We start from the raw sequence: 19,818 nt of genomic DNA on the forward strand, positions 1-19,818 counted from the left end.
ACCTCAAGTCGTCCCAACGAAAGCGCCGCCCCAGGAGGGCGGCGCTGTCGTTGGGATGGTGGTGGTAGCGGAAGTCGGCACGCTGGACGGAGCGGGCGCTGGCTCGCCAGCGCCCGGAGGCGCTCAGGCGCTGGCGTCGCTGGCCGTCGCTACCTTCGTTGCCGCGGTCGCGCGCTGGCCCAGGGTGAACAGCACCGCGGTCAGGGTGGCGACGCCTCCCGCCAGGCCCAGCCACCAGGGCAGGCCGAAACCGGTGCCGAGTGCGCCGAACAGCAGCGCCACGATGCCGACCAGCATGGCGTAGGGAAGCTGCGTCCTGACGTGGTCGATCAGATCACAGCCGCTGGCCATGGCCGCAAGCAGGGTGGTCTCGGCCAGCGGCGAGCAATGATCGCCCCACACCGCGCCGGCCAGCACTCCCGCCACCGAGGCGTACAGCAGCGGCATGCCTTCGGCGGTGCCGGCCATGCCATTGTGCTCGAGTACGGCCCAGGCCAGCGGTACCACCAGCGGCATCATGATGCCCATGACACCCCATGACGAACCGGTGGCGAAGGCGGTGAAGCCGGCCAGGCCGAAGATCACCGCCGGCATCCACTGCGGTGACAGGCTATCGCCCAGCACCGTGACCAGAAAGTCACTGGTGTGCAGGTCCTCGTTCACGCTGGCCAGGGCCCAGGCCATCATCAGGATGGTGATCGGCAGCAGCATCGACTTGACGCCCTCGAACCAGTAGTGGGCGGTTTCGGTCATGCTCATCAGTCGCTGCGCCTGGGTCATGATCACCGCCGTCACGCAGGCCGCCAGCGAACCCCACATCATGGCGCTGAAGGAGTCGCCCTCGCCGAAGATGTCGCGCAGCTGATGGTCACCGCCGCCGAGGGCAGCGAGACCGGTGGCGTAGATCCCGCCCAGGGTGATCGCCACCAGCACGATCATTGGTATCACCGCGTTCAGCGCCCGGGTCGGAATGCCTTCCTTGGTGGGGATGTCGGCTTCCTCGACGATGGCTTCCCGGCTGCTCATTGCCTGGCGGGCGCCGGGCTCGGACAGTGCCTTGCGCTCGGCGGTGAGCATGGGGCCGAAGTCACGACCGCTCCAGGCCACCAGGAAGACGAAGGCGAGCGCCAGGATCGGATAGGCGTTGTAGGGAATGGCGTTAACGAACACCGAGTAGGCGGACTCGTTCCAGTCTTCTATGGCATCCATCGCCTCGCTGATCAGCCCGACCTGAAAGCCGATCCAGGTGGTCACCAGCATGATCGCGGACACCGGTGCGGCGGTACTGTCCACCAGGTAGGCCAGCTTGGCTCGCGAGATCCTCACGCGGTCGGTGATATGGCGCATGGTGTTGCCGACGATCAGGGCATTGGCGTAGTCGTCGAAGAAGATGGCCAGACCCAAAAGCGCGGTGGAATTCTGCGCCTGGCGTCGTCCACGGATCACTCGCGCGATGCGCTCGGCGATGCCGCGGGTGCCGCCGTTGCGCGAGATGATGCCGACCATGCCGCCGATCAGCAGGCAAAACAGCACGATCGACATATGGTCGCTGTCGCTGGCGGCGGACAGCACGTGGACGTTGACCGAGTCACCGAAGGCGCCGAGCAGGGCGCCGGCGTTCATGCCGTGAAGCACCCAGCCGCCGAGCAACAGCCCGGCAAACAGCGCCAGGATGACCTGGCGGAAGGCCAGCGCCAGGGTGATGGCGGTCAGGGCAGGCAGCAGCGAGAGCCAGGCGGGAACAGGGTCGAGTTCGAGGGTGGCGGCGGGGGTGTTGGCGGCGTCGTAAAGCGACAGGGTGCGTGGGCCGTCGGTGACGGTCAGGCTGAGCGTCGCGACCCCGTCGGCGTCGACCTCGAGCGGATGGCGGCGAGTGCCGTCGTCGATGTGCCAGGGGCGGTCGGGATCAAGCCCGCTGGCCTGGACGTCGGTCGCGACCCCTTCGAGCAGGATGTCCGGGCCGCTCAGCTGGGGTGCTGCCTGGACGGTGGAAAGGCTCGACGCTAGCAGCAAGAGCGACAGCAAGAGCAAAGGCACGCATCGGGTTTTTCGCCGGCCCGTCGGCGAAGGACATGGTGGTTTCATGGTGGCCCCGGTTGTTGTTGGAAGGTGTGGAGAGCGCCGTTTGGCGTCAATGAAAGTTGGTCGTTTGGCCATTGGTTGTCAATTTTTTTTGTGGTTAAAAATAAAAAATATCGACATTGTACGATGGTCGTAGACTATTAATCAGTGACTTATGGTTTTTTTCTAAGGAAATGCTGCGCTGGGCTTGGCTTTCATGAGAAGGGTGGTTATGTTGAGTAAACCATAACAAAGCAACTCACCAATATCGGGAGACTTGGCCATGACCTCGCCAGGCGCCGCACGGCTCAAAGAGCTCGATCGCGAACACCATCTGCACTCCTTCACCGACTTCAAGGCGCTCGGGGAGGAAGGCAGTCGTATCATCGTTGACGCCGAGGGGGTCTACATCGAGGACGCGGATGGGCATCGCATCCTCGATGGCATGGCGGGGCTCTGGTGCGTCAACCTCGGCTATGGGCGTCAGGAGCTGGTGGACGCCGCCAGCGAGCAGCTCACCCAGCTGCCGTACTACAACAATTTCTTCAAGACCACCCACCCACCGGCGGTGGAGCTTGCCGAGACCCTGTGTCGACTGGCACCGGCGCACATGAACCGGGTGTTCTTCACCGGTTCCGGCTCCGAGGCCAACGACACCGTGCTGCGGATGGTGCGTCGCTACTGGGCGCTAAAGGGCCAGCCAGACAAGCAGTGGATCATCGGTCGCGAAAACGGCTATCACGGCTCCACCGTGGCCGGCATGAGTCTGGGCGGCATGGCGCCGATGCATGAACAGGGTGGTCCCTGTGTGCCGGGTATCACCCACATCCGTCAGCCTTACTGGTTCGGCGAAGGGCGTGATCAGACCCCGGAGGACTTCGGTCGTGCCTGCGCCGAGGCGCTGGAGGCGCGTATCCAGGAGCTGGGGTCCGACAAGGTCGCGGCCTTTATCGCCGAACCGGTACAGGGTGCCGGCGGCGCCATCATTCCCCCGGACAGCTACTGGCCGGCGATCAAGGAGGTGCTCGAGCGCCACCAGATCCTGCTGGTGGTCGACGAGGTGATCTGTGGTTTCGGCCGTCTGGGCGAGTGGTTCGGCAGCGTCCACTACGACCTCAAGCCCGACCTGATGCCGATCGCCAAGGGGCTGTCCTCCGGCTACCTGCCGATCGGTGGGGTACTGGTCGGTGATCGTGTCGCCGACACGCTGATCGACGAGGGCGGCGAGTTCTACCACGGCTTCACCTACTCGGGGCATCCGGTGTGCGCCGCGGTAGCGCTCAAGAACCTTGAGTTGATGCAGGCCGAAGGCGTGGTCGAGCGGGTGCGTGATGATCTGGGGCCTTACCTGGCGACGCGCTGGAAGTCCCTGGAGTCCCACCCGCTGATCGGCGAGGCGCGCTCGCTGGGTCTGATCGGCGCCCTGGAGATCGTCGCTGACAAGGACAGCGGCAAGCGCTTCGACAAGTCGCTGGCGGTGGGCAACCTGTGTCGCGATATCTGCTTCGAGACAGGCCTGGTGATGCGCTCGGTGGGAGACACCATGGTCATTTCACCGCCCCTGGTGATCAGCCACGATGAAATCGACGAACTGGTGCGTCTGGCCCGGGAGGCGCTGGACGAGACGCTGCGCCGGCTGACTGCCCAGGGCGTCGAGATCACCGCCGCCGAGGAGGCTGATGCATGAGTCGTCCCCTCGACAAGGCTGGCTGGCAGGCCCTGGCCGACACCCTGACGGCGCGGCTGGAAACCCGCGCCTATATCGATGATCGCTTCGTCGACGCCGCCAGCGGCGAGACCTTCGAGACCATCAACCCCGCCACGGGGGAAGTGCTGGCGCGGGTCGCAAGCTGTGACCAGGCCGATGCCGAGTTGGCGGTTGCCCGCGCCCGGCGCGCCTTTGATGGTGGAGAATGGTCGCGCCTGGCGCCGACCCGGCGCAAGCGGGTGCTGCTGCGGCTGGCCGAGCTGATGGAGGCCCACCGCGACGAACTGGCACTGCTCGACACTCTGGACATGGGCAAGCCGATCACCAGCGCGCTGGGTGACATGGCCGGCGCCATCGGCGCGATGCGTCACCAGGCCGAATCCATCGACAAGCTCTATGGCGAGGTCGCGCCCACCGGCGAAGAGGCGCTCGCGCTGGTGCTGCGCGAGCCGATCGGGGTGGTGGCGTCCATCGTGCCCTGGAACTTCCCGATGATGATGACCGCCTGGAAGATCGCACCGGCCCTGGCCGCCGGCAACAGCGTCATCCTCAAGCCATCGGAGAAGTCGCCACTGTCGGCGCTGCGTCTGGCTGCTCTGGCCCAGGAGGCCGGCCTACCACGCGGCGTGCTGCAGGTGTTGCCGGGCTATGGTCACACCGTGGGCAAGGCGCTGGCGCTGTCGATGGACGTCGACTGTCTGGCCTTCACCGGCTCCACCGCGGTCGGCAAGCAGCTGATGCAGTACGCCGGGCAGTCCAACCTCAAGCGGGTCTATCTGGAGTGCGGTGGCAAGAGCCCCAATCTGGTGTTCGCCGACTGCAGGAATCTCGCCCAGGTGGCGCACCACGCCGCCGAGGCGATCTTCCATAACCAGGGGGAGGTGTGTATCGCCGGTTCGCGGCTGCTGGTCGAGAACAGTGTGCGCGAGGCCTTTATCGAGCACCTGCTGGCGGCGGCCGAGTCGATGCAGCCGGGGGATCCTCTGGACCCGTCGAGCTTCATGGGGGCGATTGTCGATGCGACTCAGCACCGCCGCATCCTCGACTTCATTCGCCAGGGGCAGGAAGAAGGCGGACGGCTGCGTGCCGGCGGCGAGGCGCTCGACGGGCCGGGGCTGTTCATCCAGCCGACGGTGTTCGACGGTGTCACCGAGGACATGACGATCGGGCGTGAAGAGATTTTTGGCCCGGTGCTGTCGGTGTTCGGCTTCGACAGCGAAGAGCAGGCCATCGCCCTGGCCAACGACTCGGTCTATGGGCTGGCTGCCGGGGTGTGGAGTCAGGACGTCGACCGCATCATGCGGGTCAGTCGTCGTCTGCAGTCGGGCCAGGTGTTCGTCAACAACTGGGCAGGCGGGGACCAGAGCGTGCCCTTCGGCGGGGTCAAGCAGTCCGGCAATGGCCGTGACAAGTCGCACCACTCGCTGGCCGAATACACCGAACTCAAGAGCGTCTGGATCGCCTTGAACTAGACTCCCGGTCCGATGTCATCAACGCGCACTGATGGGAGATGACTCCCTGATTGGCCACGCCTTGCGTGGCCTTTTTTGTGGTTTGCAGGGCGGGCAGTGCCTTTGAGTCGACGCCGGCGTGTCCGAGCGCCGCTAGAAGGCTCGCGCTGGGGTGGTGCAGCTGACCAGATGGCAGGAGCTGGGCGGGAGCCGCTAGGCCGACGTCACGGTATTCGCCGCTCGCTAGAAGGCTCGCGCTGGGGTGGTGCAGCTGACTAGCCGACAGAGGGTCTCGCTGGGGTTGCGAAAGCGGTGGGGCACGTTGGTGTCGAAGTAGTACGCCTCGCCGGCGCCAAGTACCCGGGTCTCGGCACCGATGGTGATCTCGATCTCGCCCTCGAGCACGACCCCGGCTTCCTCGCCCTGGTGGGTGATCATCTCGCGGCCGGTATCGGTACCCGGGGGGTAGGTCTCGATCAGAAACGACAGGGCGCGTGACTCGCGGTTGGCGCCCACCAGCTTGAACACCACGTCGCCGCTGCCCATGTCGGTCAGTTCGTCGGCGCTGTAGAACACCTGGTTCTTGCTCTCCAGATCCATGGTGAAGAAGTCGCCGACGCTCATCGGGATGGCGTCGAGGATCTTTTTCAGCGAGCTGACCGAGGGGCTGACCTTGCCCTGTTCGATCAGCGACAGGCTGGAATGGGTCACCCCGCAGCGCTTGGCCAGCTCGCGCTGGGAGATGTTGCGCAGGTTTCGCAGGGCCCTCAGGCGGGTACCGACATCGTCCGACATCGCGGGTTCCTTGGGTAAAGCCAGTGGAAGCCGGCGATGGCGCTGCCATCGCCGGTGGTCGCCGTAGCGCCCATCAGCACAGGGCGTCGAGCTTTTCCTTGAGCAGGGCGTTGACCTGCTGGGGGTTGGCGGTGCCGCGTGAGGCCTTCATCACCTGGCCGACGAAGTAGCCGATCATCTTGCCGCGCTTGTCGGGCTCGGCGTCACGGTACTGGGCCACCTGGGCGGGGCTGTCGCTGATCACCTGGTCGACCATGGCCTCGATGGCGCCGGTGTCGGTGACCTGCTTCAGGCCCTTGGCCTCGATGATGGCGTCGGCGCTGTCGCCTTCACCGTTCCACAGCGCCTGGAACACCTGCTTGGCGGCCTTGCCGTTGATGGTCGAGTCGATCACTCGCTTGACCAGGCCGCCGAGCTGCTCGGCGCTGACCGGGCTGTCGGAGATGTCCAGTCCGTCACGGTTGAGCGCGCCGGACAGCTCGCCCTGGACCCAGTTGGCGGCCTGCTTGGCGTCGCCACAGATGTCCTTGACCTGCTCGAAGTACTCGGCCATCTCGCGGCTGGCTGACAGCACGCCAGCGTCGTAGGCGGACAGTCCCAGCTCGCTCTGGAAGCGCGCGCGCTTCTCGGCGGGCAGCTCGGGCAGGCTCTCGCGCAGGTGGTCGACGTAGGCGCAGTCGAGCACCACCGGCAGCAGGTCGGGGCAGGGGAAGTAGCGATAGTCGTTGGCTTCTTCCTTGGTCCGCATGCTGCGGGTCTCGTCGGCCTCGGGGTCGTAAAGGCGGGTTTCCTGCACCACCTTGCCGCCGTCCTCGATCAGCTCGATCTGGCGCTCGACCTCGTAGGCGATGGCGCGCTCGACGAAGCGGAAGGAGTTGACGTTCTTGATCTCGGCGCGGGTGCCGAATTCCTGCTGACCCTTGGGTCTGACCGAGACGTTGACGTCACAGCGCATCGAGCCTTCGGCCATGTTGCCGTCGGAGATGCCGAGATAGGTGACGATGGAGTGGATCGCCTTGAGGTAGGCCGCCGCCTCCTTGGCCGAGCGCATGTCCGGTTCGGAGACGATCTCCAGCAGCGGCGTGCCGGCCCGGTTCAGGTCGATGCCAGTCATGCCGTGGAAGTCCTCGTGCAGCGACTTGCCGGCGTCTTCCTCGAGGTGGGCGTGGTGCACCCGGATGATCTTGTTCTCGCCGTCCTCCAGGCAGATCTCCACTTCGCCGGCGCCGACGATGGGATGGTGCATCTGGCTGGTCTGGTAGCCCTTGGGCAGGTCGGCGTAGAAGTAGTTCTTGCGATCGAACACCGATACCTCGGGGATCTCGGCATGGATGCCGAGGCCGAATTTCAACGCCATCGCCACCGCCTGCTCGTTGAGCACGGGCAGCACGCCGGGCAGGCCCAGATCAACGGCATTGGCCTGGGTGTTGGGCTCGGCACCGAAGGCGGTGGAAGAGCCGGAAAAGATCTTGGAGCGGGTCGCGAGCTGGACGTGCACCTCGAGACCAATGACGGTTTCCCACTGCATCAGGAGTTCTCCTCGGACATCTCGGGACGCTTCAAATGCCAGTCGGTGGCCTGCTGGAACTGGTGAGCCACGTTGAGCAGACGGGTCTCGGCGAAGTGGGTGCCGAGGACCTGCAGGCCCACCGGACGCTTGCCGGCGAAGCCCGCCGGAACGCTGATGCCGGGGATGCCCGCCAGGTTGACGGCGATGGTGTAGATGTCCTGCAGGTACATCGAGACCGGGTCCTTCTGGGCGCCCAGGTCGAAGGCCGGGGTCGGCGCGGCGGGGCCCATCAGCACATCGACCTCTTCGAAGGCGTCGAGGAAGTCCTGTCGAATCAGTCGGCGAACCTGCTGGGCCTTCTTGTAGTAGGCGTCGAAGAAGCCTTCGGACAGGGTGTGGGTGCCGATCAGGATGCGTCGCTTGACCTCCTCGCCGAAGCCCTCCGCGCGGGAGCGCTTGTACAGATCGATGAGGTCTTCGGGGTTGTCGCAGCGATGGCCGAAGCGCACGCCGTCGTAGCGCGACAGGTTGGAGGAGGCCTCCGCCGGTGCGATCACGTAGTAGGCCGGGATGGCGTAGGCGGTGTGGGGCAGGCTGACCTCGCGCACGCTGGCGCCGAGCGATTCGTAGACCTTGATCGCTTCGCCGATGGCCTGGTTGACGCCGGCATCGAGGCCGTCGCCGAAGTATTCCTTGGGGAGGCCGATCTTGAGGCCGGACAGCGGCGCGCTGAGCTCCTCGGTGTAGTCGGGAACACCGCGGGCCACGCTGGTGGAGTCGCGCACGTCATGGCCGGCGATGACGTTGAGCAGGTGGGCGCAGTCTTCGGCGCTGCGGGCCATGGGGCCGCCCTGATCGAGGCTCGAGGCGTAGGCGATCATGCCGTAGCGCGAGACCCGGCCATAGGTCGGCTTGAGCCCGGTGATGCCGCAGAAGGCTGCCGGCTGGCGGATCGAGCCGCCGGTATCGGTACCCAGCGCCGCCGGCACCAGGCCCGCGGCGACGGCGGCGGCGCTGCCGCCGGAGGAGCCGCCGGGGACGGCGTCAAGATCCCAGGGGTTCTTGACCGGGCCATAGAAGCTCGACTCGTTGGAGGAGCCCATGGCGAATTCGTCCATGTTGGTCTTGCCCAGGCTGACCGTGCCGGCGGCCTTGAGCTTTTCCACCACGGTGGCGTCGTAGGGGGCGACGAAGTTGTCGAGCATCTTCGAGCCACAGCTGGTCTTGACCCCCTGGGTGCAGAAGATGTCCTTGAGTGCCAGCGGCACGCCGGTCAGGCGGCCGGCTTCGCCGCGGGCGCGGGCCTGGTCGGCGGCCTCGGCGGCCTCGAGCGCCTGGTCGGCGGTGACGCTGACGAAGCTGTTGAGTGTGCCGTCGAGGCGGTCGATGCGTCCGAGCAGATCCTGGGTCAGCTCGCGACTGGAGATCTCGCCGGCGTCGAGCGCCTGGCTGATCTCGGTCAGTGTCCTGTCATGCATGGGCCTGGCTCCCTGTATGCGTGAATCCAATGTCGAGAAGGGTGGGGCGCGGGGTCACTCGACGACCCGCGGCACCAGGTACAGGCCATTCTCGACCTGGGGAGCGCAGCGCTGGAAGTGCTCGCGCTGGTCGTTCTCGGTGACCTCGTCGGCGCGCAGGCGCTGGGTGGCATCGAGGGGGTGAGCCAGCGGGGCGACGCCTTCGGTGTCGAGCGCCTGGAGCTGATCGACCATCTCCAGGATCCGGCCGAGATCGTCGTGATAGTGGGCTGCGTCATTCTCAGAAAGGTCGATCCGGGCCAGGTGAGCGGCACGGAGGACCTCGGCGTGTTCAAGCGCCATGATCAATTCCTCGACGGAAGGGGTCCATGAAATGACCGCAGAAGGTACCACATTCGCGCGTCGTCGGGCAGGTCTTGCCGGTCAAGGGAGACGCGCATCACGCTTGCCGCTAGGGGGGGTCAGTGATACCGTTTGCGTCCGCACAGGGTTTCCGGTCTGCACTAGGTATCTTTATCCATGTTCAAACGTTTACGAGGTGTGTTTTCCAGCGATCTGTCGATCGACCTGGGGACGGCCAATACGCTCATCTATGTGCGTCATCGCGGGATCGTCCTGGATGAACCCTCCGTGGTCGCGATTCGGCAGTCCGGCAACATGCGCAGCGTTGCTGCGGTCGGCGCCGATGCCAAGCGCATGCTGGGCCGCACCCCCGGAAACATCACCGCCATTCGTCCGATGAAGGACGGCGTCATCGCCGACTTCACCGTGACCGAGCAGATGCTCCAGTACTTTATCCGCAAGGTGCATCAGAGCACCTTCCTGACGCCGAGCCCCCGGGTCCTGGTGTGCGTTCCCTGCATGTCCACGCAGGTAGAGCGTCGCGCCATCAAGGAATCCGCCGAGGGCGCCGGTGCCCGTGAAGTCTTCCTGATCGAGGAACCCATGGCCGCGGCCATCGGGGCCGGGCTGCCGGTGGAAGAGGCGCAGGGTTCGATGGTTGTCGACATCGGTGGTGGTACCTCCGAGATCGCCATCATCTCGCTCAATGGCGTGGTCTATTCCGAGTCCATCCGCATCGGCGGCGATCGTTTCGACGAGGCCATCAGTTCCTATGTACGGCGCCACTATGGCAGCCTGATCGGCGAAGCCACCGCCGAGCGCATCAAGGAAGAGATCGGCTGTGCCTATCCGGGCGGCGAGCTGCGCGAAATCGACGTGCGCGGTCGCAACCTGGCCGAGGGCATTCCGCGCAGCTTCACCCTCAATTCCCACGAGATCCTCGACGCCCTGCAGGAGCCGCTGGGCTCCATCGTGTCGGCGGTCAAGAGCGCCCTGGAACAGTCACCGCCCGAGCTTGCATCAGACATCGCCGAGCGCGGACTGGTGCTGACCGGTGGTGGCGCGCTGCTGCGTGATCTGGACAAGCTGATCGCCGAGGAGACCGGCCTGCCGGTGGTGGTCGCCGATGACCCGCTCACTTGCGTGGCACGTGGTGGCGGCAAGGCGCTGGAGATGATCGATCAGCACACCTTCGAGCTGCTCTCCAGCGACTGACGACGTCTGGCCCAGGACCTCCAGGGAGTCGGCCTATCAAACCGCTGTTCTCGCATGGCTCCGTGCCCGGGTACCGCATGCTGTTGTGTGCGGTGCTCGCGGGCGGGCTGATGTTTGTCGATACCCACTTCACCCGAATGGAATCGGTGCGTGCCCAGTTGTCGACGCTGGTGGCGCCGATCCAGTGGGCCGTCAGTCTGCCCAGTGACGTGCTCAACTGGGGCGCCCTGGCGCTGTCCGAGCAACGCTCGCTGGTGGAAGAGAACGCGCGACTGCGCGAGCAGCTGCTGACCCTGTCCCATCGGGTACAGCGCATGGCCAGCCTGACCGCCGAGAACGTGCGCCTGCGCGAGCTGCTCGACGCCGCCCGGGATCACGAGGTGCCTTACCTCACCGCCGAACTGCTGTCGCTGGATCCCGACCCCTTCACCCACCAGATGGTGATCGATCGTGGCCGCCGCGATGGCGTCTATGTCGGTCAGCCGGTGATGGACTCCTCCGGTATCGCCGGTCAGGTCAGCGAGCTTTCCGCCTACTCGAGTCGCGTGCTGATGCTTACCGATGCCAGTCACGCCTTGCCGATCCAGGTCAATCGCAACGGGCTTCGCTTCATCATCCAGGGCACCGGCAGCTACGACGCGCTGAAGGTGCTGCACGTGCCGGATACCGCCGACATTCGCGTCGGTGACCTGTTGATGAGCTCCGGCCTGGCCGGACGCTTTCCTGCGGGTTATCCGGTGGCCAGGGTCAGCGACGTCAGTCACGATCCTGGCGAGCCCTTCGCCACGGTCAGCGCCGCTCCCGTCGCCCAGTTGCAGCGCTCGCGTCACTTCCTTCTGCTGTTTCCGCCGGAGCCTGCGCTCGACGTCTCGCGAGGACGCTGGCACCCGGAGCTGGACCCCGAAGCCGTCGAGGCAGCTCGCCGCCTGGGTGAGCTGTTGACGCCCCCCGAGCAAGACGAGGAGGACGACTGATGGCCGCTACCCCTCGCGTCAGCCTGGTATGGGTATGGTTGACCCTGTCTCTTGCGCTGTGTCTGCAGGTCATGCCCATGGCCGACGGCTGGCAGGTCTGGCGGCCCGACTGGCTGGGCCTGATACTGTTGTACTGGTGCATGGCACAGCCCGACCGGGTCGGCGTCTTCCATGGCTTCGTGCTGGGCCTGCTGCTGGACCTCATCGAAGGGGCGCCGCTCGGGCAGAGCGCGCTGACGCTGTCGTTGCTGGCCTTCCTCTCGGCGCTGGTATATCCCCGCTTCAGGACCTACTCGCTGCTCCAGCAGGCGGTACTGATCTTCGTCCTGCTGGGACTGGTGCAATTGGTGGAACAGTGGCTGCGTACCCTGTTCGGCCCGTTTTCCATGCACCTGTCGTTTCTGATGCCATCGTTGATCGGGGCGGCGCTGTGGCCTTGGCTGGCGACCCTGTTCAAGGCCATCGGCCGGCGTTCCGCCAAGACCTGAATCCCTCATGACCTGAGCCCCCACGAAAGCGTTGGAGACGCAAGCGATGAGTGAGCCCCTCGATGCTGATGTGAATTCCCCGGTGCTGCGCCTGGCCTCGGCCTCGCCCCGGCGGCGTGAGCTGCTGGCGAGCATCGGTGTGGCGGTGGAGATCGCGCCGGTGGATATCGACGAGACGCCGCATCCTGGTGAGGCGGCCCGGGATTACGTCGCCCGCCTGGCCCGGGCCAAGGCCGTGACTGGGGCAGAAGCCGAGACTGGGTCTGGGTCCAGGCGTGAGACGGGACTCGACTTGCCGGTGCTGGGCTCCGACACATCGGTGGTGCGCGACGGCGAGATTCTCGGCAAGCCTGTCGACGCCGAGGACGCCTTTGTCATGCTGCGCTCGCTGTCCGGGCGCTGGCATCAGGTGATGACCTCGGTGGCGATCAGCGGACCCGCCGGGGTGCTCGAGGCAACGGTCGTCAGCGATGTGCTGATGCGTGAGCTCCAGGACGACGAGATTCGCGCCTACTGGCGCACCGGTGAGCCTGCCGACAAGGCAGGCGGTTACGCCATCCAGGGGCTCGCCTCGATCTTCGTCGAGCGCGTCGAAGGCAGCTATTCCGCGGTGGTGGGGCTGCCGCTCTACGAGACGGCGAGCCTGCTGCGCCGACAGCGCGTGCCTGTGTGGAACGGCGCTTTATTTTGACGGTGTCGTGAGGCTGTCGTGACGGTGTCGTGAGGGTGTAGTGGCGCCGCCGCTCGACGAGAGGGCGAGCCGCCCGCTGGGCCACCCGCAGGCGTGTGCTGCTTCGGTCGAGCCGGACGGGAGGTCCGGCGCCAGCGCCATCGCAACCGCCGGCGGCTATGTCATAATGGCGCGAGACATCAAAGGACAAGGACTGCCGAATGAGTGGTGAAGTACTCATCAACCTGACGCCCATGGAAACCCGCGTGGCCGTGGTGGAGAACGGCGTGCTGCAGGAGGCCTTCATCGAGAGGGCCAGGCGTCGTGGCATCGTCGGCAATATCTACCAAGGCAAGGTGGTGAGGGTACTGCCCGGCATGCAGGCGGCCTTTGTCGATATTGGCCTGTCTCGTGCAGCCTTCATTCACGCCCACGATGTCGGTGAGCACAGCGCCAACGGTGATGATCAGCCGTCCATCTCGCAGCTCTTGCATGAAGGCCAGTCGCTGGTGGTTCAGGTCACCAAGGACCCCATCGGCTCCAAGGGCGCTCGCCTGACCACCCACTTGTCGGTACCGTCGCGCTACCTGGTGTACATGCCGGACTCGCCTCATAACGGCGTGTCCCAACGCATCGAGGACGAGACCGAGCGCGAGCGCCTGCGCGGTCTGGTCGAGGAAGCCGCGGCCGAGCAGCAGATCGAGGTCTCCGGTGGCTTTATCGTGCGCACCGCCGCCGAGGGCGTGACGCTCGAGGAGATGGTCGCCGACATGCACTTCCTGCTGCGGCTGTGGCGCAAGGTCAGCGAACGTCGGCTGACCGCGCCGGCACCCAGCGTCATCTACGACGATCTGCCCTTGTTCATGCGCACCCTGCGCGACGTCATGCGCGACGATATCGAGAAGGTGCGCATCGACTCCCGCGAAAACCACGTCAAGCTGGTCGAGTTCGCCGAAGAGTTCATGCCCTCGGCGGTGGGACGCATCGAACATTACGCCGGCGAGCGACCGATCTTCGATCTGTACAGCGTCGAGGACGAGATCCAGAAGGCGCTGGCGCGCAAGGTCCAGCTCAAGTCCGGCGGCTATCTGGTGATCGACCCCACCGAGGCGATGACCACCATCGACGTCAACACCGGCGCCTACGTCGGTCACCGCAACCTCGAAGAAACCATCTTCAAGACCAACCTCGAGGCGGCCACCGCCATCGCCCGTCAACTGCGTCTGCGCAATCTCGGCGGCATCATCATCATCGACTTCATCGACATGGTGGACACCGAGCACCAGCGCCAGGTGCTGAGGATGCTCGAGAAGTCGCTGGAACGGGATCACGCCAAGACCAAATGCACCGGCGTCACCGAGCTCGGGCTGGTACAGCTGACCCGCAAGCGCACCCGTGAAAGCCTCGAGCAGACCCTGTGCGAGCCGTGTCCTTCCTGCCAGGGCAGGGGCACCCTCAAGACGCCGGAATCGGTGTGCTACGAGATCTTTCGCGAGATCCTGCGTGAAGAGCGCGCCTACAACGCCGAAACCTACGCGGTGCTGGCCTCCCAGGCGGTGGTGGATCGACTGCTCGACGAGGAGTCGGCAGCGGTCGCCGATCTCGAGGAATTTATCGGCAAGACCATTCGTTTTCAGGTCGAGACCCACTATTCCCAGGAGCAGTACGACATCGTGCTGATGTGATCCGATGAGGCCGATCCGCCTGCTGACTCGCTGGTTGTTGACGCTGGTGGCGGTAGTGCTGGCGATGGCCGCGCTGCTGTCGCTGGTGCTGCGCGTGTCGTTGGGCCAGGTCGATCGCCTCGAGGATCGACTGGTCGAGATGATAGCGTCGCGTTTCGAGGCGGAGACCCATCTGGTGAGTCTCGAAGGCAGTCTGCACGGCCTCGACCCCGGCTTGACCCTGGACGGGCTGCGACTCGAGGCCGAAGACGCCACGGGCAGCTATCCGTTGTTGCAGGTCGAGCGCGGTGAAGTGCGCCTGGACACCCTGGCGAGCCTCGACGAGGGGCTGCCGGTGGTCGACAAGGCCCACTTCCAGGGCGTCACCCTCCACCTTTATCAGGACCGCGAACGTCGCTGGCTGTGGCCACAGCCGGCGCGCATCCCCCCCGAATTGATGCCCGAAGGGCAGTTTGACCTCGAGCGTCTGGACTTCTGGGTCGGCGTCATGCTGCGCCAACGTGCCTGGGTCGATGACCTGCGCGTGGTGCTTCACGGGCGCCGCGAGGTCACCACCCTGCATGCGCCGCGGCTGTTGATGACCGGCGATGAGATGCGCACCCATATCGAGGGTGAGGTATTCATCGAGGATCGTGACGCCGAGGCCATGGAGATCGTCATGGCCTTGACGCCGGGCAGTCGTGAGGCGAGCAATTTCAGCGCCGCCCTGCAGGGCACCATGCAGCTCGACAGCCTGACCGGCTTGTCACGACTGATCGGCATCGAGGACGTGCTGCGTTTCGACGAGGCCAGCGGGGACGCCACCGTCTGGGCGCGCTGGGACAATGGGCGCCTGGCGGATGTGCGCCTCGATGTACTGGCGCCGCGCCTGGCGCTCAATCAGCGCGACGAGATGGCGACAGCGGTCGCCCAGGAGATGGGCGAGGGCTCGCCTGGTGGCATCGTGCTCAATGGGGCCGAATTGCGCGGTCAGTGGCTGAGACGCGACGTCGATGACTGGGAGGCCTGGTTCGAGGGTGACGCCGAAGACGTGAGCTGGACCGGAGACGACGGCGAAACCGCGCCGGAAGGTGGCGCCTTGCCCCAGTACTGGCACGTGGCAAGCCGCGAAAACGGCTGGTGGGCCAACGCCAGCGGCTTCGAGCTGGGTGCACTGGCGCAGTGGCGTGAGCGTCTGCGCCTGCCTGAGGGCCTGGCTCGGGCGGTGGACGCCTTGAAGCCCCGCGGTCAGGTGACCGGGCTGGGCTTTGGCAGGCTCGATGACGAGTGGCGTGCCCGGGTCAGCGCGCTGGGGGTCGAGGTCGACCCCTGGGAGAGTGCGCCCGGCGGCGGCCCGCTGGATGTCTGGGTGGAAGCCGACGGCACCCGTGGTCGAGTGGACTTCGTCGACGCTGGCCAGGCATCGATGCATTTCCCTGAGTTGTTTGCCGCCCCCATGCAGCTCGACTACGCCACCGGCGAGGTGATCTGGTCCTACGACGGGCCGCGCAGCTTCGTCAGTGGACGCGACCTCAAGGTCGGCTGGCGCGACGCCCAGGTGGAAGGGGGCTTTGGTCTGGCCATCGCCACCGATCGTCGCGGGGGCTTCGGTCTCGAGCTGGACATGCGCGACGTCAACGCCCGGGATATCGCCTTGAGCGAGTGGTTGCCGATGCCGCTGTTGCGCAACGATGTGGACGCCGAACTCGCGGACTGGCTGGCCAGTGGTCTGGCCGGGCGGGTGCCCCAGGGGCAGCTGCGCCTGCACGTGCCGCTGCGTGAGCAGGACGATCTCGACAGCGAGAAGCTCGACAGCAGTCTCAGCCTGGATCTGGATATCGTCGAGGGGCGGGTGCCCTACGCCGAAGGCTGGCCGGCGCTTACCAACGTCAGCGGCCACCTGTCCGTCGAGGATGATAGCCTTGAGGCGCGGGTCGACCACGCCGAGAGCCAGGGCGTGAAGACCGAAGGCGCCAGCGTCAAACTGGCCGACGAGGTCCTCAGCGTCGAAGGGCCGCTGTCGGCGTCGCTGACGCAGTTGCTGGCATTTCTCGAAGAGATGCCGGTGGAGGGCGCCGAGGCCGCCAGTAACTGGCGCGGCGAGGGTAGTGTGACTGGCCAGTTGTCGCTGTCGCTGCCGATGGCCGACCCGGATGCCCTGGACCTGAAGGTCGAGGCCGACGCCCGGGCGTCGAGGGTCGTGCATCAGGGCACCGAGCTCGAGTTCGAGAACGTCAGCGGCCCCCTGACCTGGTCCCAGCAGGGCGAAGAAGGTGGATTGTCCGGTCGTCTTGAGGGCCAGGTGCTCGGTGGTAGCGTGGCGGCCGACCTTCAGGGCCGCAACGATAGCGTGGCGCTGTCCGGACGGGCCGATGCGCCGGCGCTGCTGGACTGGGCGGGGCTCGAGCCTGGGGTACTGCTGTCGGGCTCCTTCCCCTGGCAAGGCCGGCTTGAGCTCGATGCCCAGCGTCTGTCGCTGGAAAGCACCCTGGAGGGGCTGTCGATCGAACTACCGGCACCGCTGGGCAAGCGTGCCACCCAGACGGTACCGCTCAAGCTGGACCTGAGCCTCGGCGATTCTCCGGTGTTGAGCGGCCAGTACGGGCGCGATGTCGGCGCCCGTTGGCGCGCCGCCGGGCCCGGCGGCAGCCAGGGTCAGCTGTGGGTCGGTCGGGCGGCACCTGGCGCTTGGCCCGGTGAGCCGGGCTGGTCGGTGCTGGCCTATCTGCAGCGACTCGATCTGGGCGCCTGGGCCGACGCCCTGAAACCACTGGCCGGCGCCATGCCGGAGGGCGGCTCCAGTGGCGGCGGCGGGGCGGGACTGTCACGCCTGGAGGCCCGAACCGACTGCCTGAGCGACGGCGATCGTTGTCTCGGCACGCTGACCATCGACGCCAGTCCCCGCTTCAGCCGAGGCGCCAGGCAGTGGCAGGCGGCGCTCGGCGGAAGCCTGGTCGACGGCCAGGTGACCTACCGCCCGGGTACTACCCAGCCATTGGTGCTCGATCTCGATCGACTGGTGCTGGACAACTTGATTCCCGAGAGCGGGCAAACGGCGGTTCAGGGTGCCGAGTCCGGCTCGCTGTTCGGTGAGCTTGAGGTCGCCAGCGCGCCTGCGGCCTTCCCGCAGCGAGTGCGCGAGCTGCCCGACGGACGTCTCACCATCGACGATATCGTGTACCAGGGCAATCGGGTCGGGCCCTTCAACGGCGCATGGCGTTCCAGCAGTGATCGGCTGTCGGTCGAGCCGGTATCCCTCACCCTGGGCGAGGTCACGGCAGAGGGGTCGCTGGTATGGGAAGCCTCCGGTAGTCAGGCCAGCCTGACGCGCTCGCGACTGGCGCTCACCGGGGGCGATCCCGGGACCGCGCTGGCGGCGCTCGGGCAGGACGTGGCGGTACGCGCCGAAAGACTCGATGTGGACAGTCAGCTGGCCTGGCCGGGGGCCCCCTGGCAGTTTGCGCTGGCCCGATCACGCGGTAGCCTGAACGTCGATATGGTCGACGGGACCTTTGCCAATATCAGCTCGCCCTCGGCCAAGGTGGTGGGACTGCTCAACGTCGACAACCTGCTGCGGCGCCTGCGTCTGGATTTCTCGGACGTCACCGGTGAGGGTACCGCCTTCGACCGTGTCAGTGGTGCCGCGACCCTGTATGGTGGAGTGTTGGAAACCGAAGGGCCGATTCGTATCGATGGCCCCGCCACCGACTTTACCCTGGACGGCTCCGCCGACCTGGCGCGACGTCAGCTCGACCTGATGCTTGGCGTGACCGTGCCTGTCAGCAACAACCTGCCGCTGGCAGCCGTGGCCGTAGGGGCGCCCGTTGTGGGCGGTGCCCTGTTTGTGGCCGACAAGCTGTTCGGCGACGTCATCGACCGGGTGACGCGAATTCACTATCTGGTGCAGGGTCCCTGGACCTCGCCCCGGATCACTCTGGAAAGTGCTCAATGACATCTCAAGCTGCATCCTTCGATGAGGCCGTGGCCACCCTGTTGACCCCGGGAGGCCTCGATCTCGGCGGTCTCGACACGGGTCTTCGGCACGCTCTGGGCCCTGGCATCGACTACGCCGATCTGTACTTTCAGCGGACCTGGCAAGAGGGCTGGGTGCTGGAGGACGGCGAGGTCAAGGAAGCCAGCTACAACATCGACGGTGGCGTCGGGGTGCGCGCCATGGCCGGCGAGAAGACCGGCTTCGCCTACTCCAACCAGATCAACGCCGATGCCCTGGCCGAGACGGGCCGCACCGCTTCGGGCATCGTGCGCAGCGGCGCCACCCTGACTCAGGCGCCACGCATCCAGGTCAGTGCCGAGCCGCGCTACGCGGGCATCGACCCGCTGTCCGGGCTGTCGGCCGAAGACAAGGTCGCCATGCTCAAGCTGGCCGACCGGGTGGCCCGGGCTGCCGATCCCAGCGTGTCCCAGGTCAGCGCCTCGCTGTCCGGCGTCTACGAAGTGGTACTGGTCAGCGCCAGTGACGGCACCGTCGCCGCCGACGTGCGCCCGCTGGTGAGGCTCAATGTCAGTGTCATCGCGGTCAAGAACGGCCGGCGTGAACGCGGCAGTGCCGGTGGTGGCGGCCGCTACCCCATGGCGAGGCTGCGCGACGAAGGCGTCGCCGAGACCTACGCCAGGGAAGCGGTGCGTCAGGCGCTGGTCAACCTGGAGGCGACCGATGCCCCCGCCGGACAGATGCCGGTGGTGCTGGGGGCCGGCTGGCCCGGCATCCTGCTGCACGAGGCGGTGGGCCATGGCCTCGAGGGCGACTTCAATCGCAAGGGCAGCTCGGCCTTCGCCGGTCGTATCGGCGAGCGAGTGGCGTCGCCCGGCGTTACCGTGGTCGACGACGGCACCCTGATGGACCGCCGTGGCTCGATGTCGGTGGACGACGAGGGCACCCCCAGCCAATGCACCACCCTGATCGAGGACGGCATCCTTACCGGCTACATGCAGGACAAGCTGAACGCCCGCCTGATGGGCATGGCGCCCACCGGTAACGCCCGTCGCGAATCCTTCGCCCATATGCCGATGCCGCGCATGACCAATACCTACATGCGCGCCGGCATGGACGACCCCCAGGACATCATCAAGAGCGTCTCGCGCGGACTTTACGCGGTCAGCTTCGGCGGCGGCCAGGTGGACATCACCTCGGGCAAGTTCGTGTTCTCGGCGAGCGAAGCCTACCTGATCGAGGACGGTCGGATCACCGCGCCGGTCAAGGGGGCGACGCTGATCGGCAACGGCCCCGAAGCGATGGGCCAGGTCTCGATGATCGGCCACGACATGGAACTGGACACCGGTATCGGGGTATGCGGCAAGGAAGGGCAGGGGGTGCCGGTGGGCGTCGGTCAGCCGACCCTCAAGCTCGACGAGTTGACCGTGGGTGGCACCCAATCCTGATACAGCCGAGGCAAGCTGGCTGAGCGACAAGGCGGCGCCGACGGAGGTGTCGGCGCCAAGGC

General features: G+C 66.2%; 14 protein-coding genes. 9 read left to right on the plus strand and 5 right to left on the minus strand.

The window, feature by feature from the left end; translation table 11 throughout:
• Positions 1–123 precede the first annotated feature (123 nt).
• Positions 124–2,037, minus strand: a complete 1,914-nt coding sequence (locus tag C9F12_RS11595) for a Na+/H+ antiporter NhaC family protein (RefSeq protein ID WP_205254674.1) — start codon at positions 2,035–2,037, stop codon at positions 124–126.
• Between the two features lie 307 nt (positions 2,038–2,344).
• Here C9F12_RS11595 and C9F12_RS11600 point away from each other — a divergent pair, with 307 nt between their 5' ends.
• A complete protein-coding gene (locus tag C9F12_RS11600; RefSeq protein WP_108448977.1) occupies positions 2,345–3,748 on the plus strand; it encodes an aspartate aminotransferase family protein in 1,404 nt (467 codons plus the stop codon).
• Positions 3,745–5,241: an aldehyde dehydrogenase gene (locus C9F12_RS11605; RefSeq protein ID WP_108448978.1), complete on the plus strand. Its 1,497-nt coding sequence runs from the start codon at positions 3,745–3,747 to the stop codon at positions 5,239–5,241. Before C9F12_RS11600 ends, C9F12_RS11605 begins: the two co-directional genes overlap by 4 nt.
• Positions 5,242–5,463: 222 nt before the next feature.
• Here C9F12_RS11605 and C9F12_RS11610 read toward each other — a convergent pair whose 3' ends face one another.
• The 4 genes from C9F12_RS11610 to gatC all read right to left on the minus strand — a co-directional run bounded on the left by C9F12_RS11610 (position 5,464) and on the right by gatC (position 9,345).
• Positions 5,464–6,015 (minus strand): cupin domain-containing protein, encoded by a 552-nt coding sequence (locus C9F12_RS11610; protein ID WP_045993048.1) that lies wholly within the window; start codon positions 6,013–6,015, stop codon positions 5,464–5,466.
• 73 nt (positions 6,016–6,088) lie between these two features.
• Entirely contained in the window at positions 6,089–7,543 is a 1,455-nt protein-coding gene (gatB, locus tag C9F12_RS11615; protein WP_108448979.1) for an Asp-tRNA(Asn)/Glu-tRNA(Gln) amidotransferase subunit GatB, read from the minus strand.
• Complete coding sequence (gene gatA, locus C9F12_RS11620) at positions 7,543–9,003, minus strand: Asp-tRNA(Asn)/Glu-tRNA(Gln) amidotransferase subunit GatA (RefSeq protein WP_108448980.1); 1,461 nt, start codon at positions 9,001–9,003, stop codon at positions 7,543–7,545. Before gatA ends, gatB begins: the two co-directional genes overlap by 1 nt.
• A gap of 54 nt (positions 9,004–9,057) precedes the next feature.
• Entirely contained in the window at positions 9,058–9,345 is a 288-nt protein-coding gene (gatC, locus tag C9F12_RS11625; protein WP_045993051.1) for an Asp-tRNA(Asn)/Glu-tRNA(Gln) amidotransferase subunit GatC, read from the minus strand.
• Positions 9,346–9,522: 177 nt separating this feature from the next.
• Here gatC and C9F12_RS11630 point away from each other — a divergent pair, with 177 nt between their 5' ends.
• The 7 genes from C9F12_RS11630 to tldD all read left to right on the plus strand — a co-directional run bounded on the left by C9F12_RS11630 (position 9,523) and on the right by tldD (position 19,756).
• Positions 9,523–10,560 carry a rod shape-determining protein gene (locus tag C9F12_RS11630; RefSeq protein ID WP_045993052.1) on the plus strand — a complete coding sequence of 346 codons (1,038 nt, stop codon included), beginning with the start codon at positions 9,523–9,525 and terminating at the stop codon, positions 10,558–10,560.
• Positions 10,561–10,637: 77 nt separating this feature from the next.
• Positions 10,638–11,534, plus strand: a complete 897-nt coding sequence (mreC, locus tag C9F12_RS11635; protein ID WP_045993053.1) for a rod shape-determining protein MreC — start codon at positions 10,638–10,640, stop codon at positions 11,532–11,534.
• Positions 11,534–12,022, plus strand: a complete 489-nt coding sequence (mreD, locus tag C9F12_RS11640; protein ID WP_108448981.1) for a rod shape-determining protein MreD — start codon at positions 11,534–11,536, stop codon at positions 12,020–12,022. Before mreC ends, mreD begins: the two co-directional genes overlap by 1 nt.
• 46 nt (positions 12,023–12,068) lie before the next feature.
• Positions 12,069–12,713, plus strand: coding sequence for a Maf family protein (locus tag C9F12_RS11645; protein WP_108448982.1), 645 nt, complete (start codon positions 12,069–12,071; stop codon positions 12,711–12,713).
• 200 nt (positions 12,714–12,913) lie between these two features.
• On the plus strand, positions 12,914–14,377 hold the full coding sequence (gene rng / locus C9F12_RS11650; protein ID WP_045993056.1) for a ribonuclease G: 1,464 nt from the start codon (positions 12,914–12,916) through the stop codon (positions 14,375–14,377).
• A gap of 4 nt (positions 14,378–14,381) precedes the next feature.
• Entirely contained in the window at positions 14,382–18,308 is a 3,927-nt protein-coding gene (locus tag C9F12_RS11655; RefSeq protein ID WP_108448983.1) for an AsmA-like C-terminal region-containing protein, read from the plus strand.
• Positions 18,305–19,756: a metalloprotease TldD gene (gene tldD, locus C9F12_RS11660; protein WP_108448984.1), complete on the plus strand. Its 1,452-nt coding sequence runs from the start codon at positions 18,305–18,307 to the stop codon at positions 19,754–19,756. The genes C9F12_RS11655 and tldD overlap by 4 nt, the downstream gene beginning before the upstream one ends.
• Positions 19,757–19,818 lie beyond the last annotated feature (62 nt).

It is taken from the genome of Halomonas sp. BN3-1 (assembly GCF_003056325.1).
GTDB classification, from domain to species: domain Bacteria; phylum Pseudomonadota; class Gammaproteobacteria; order Pseudomonadales; family Halomonadaceae; genus Halomonas; species Halomonas litopenaei.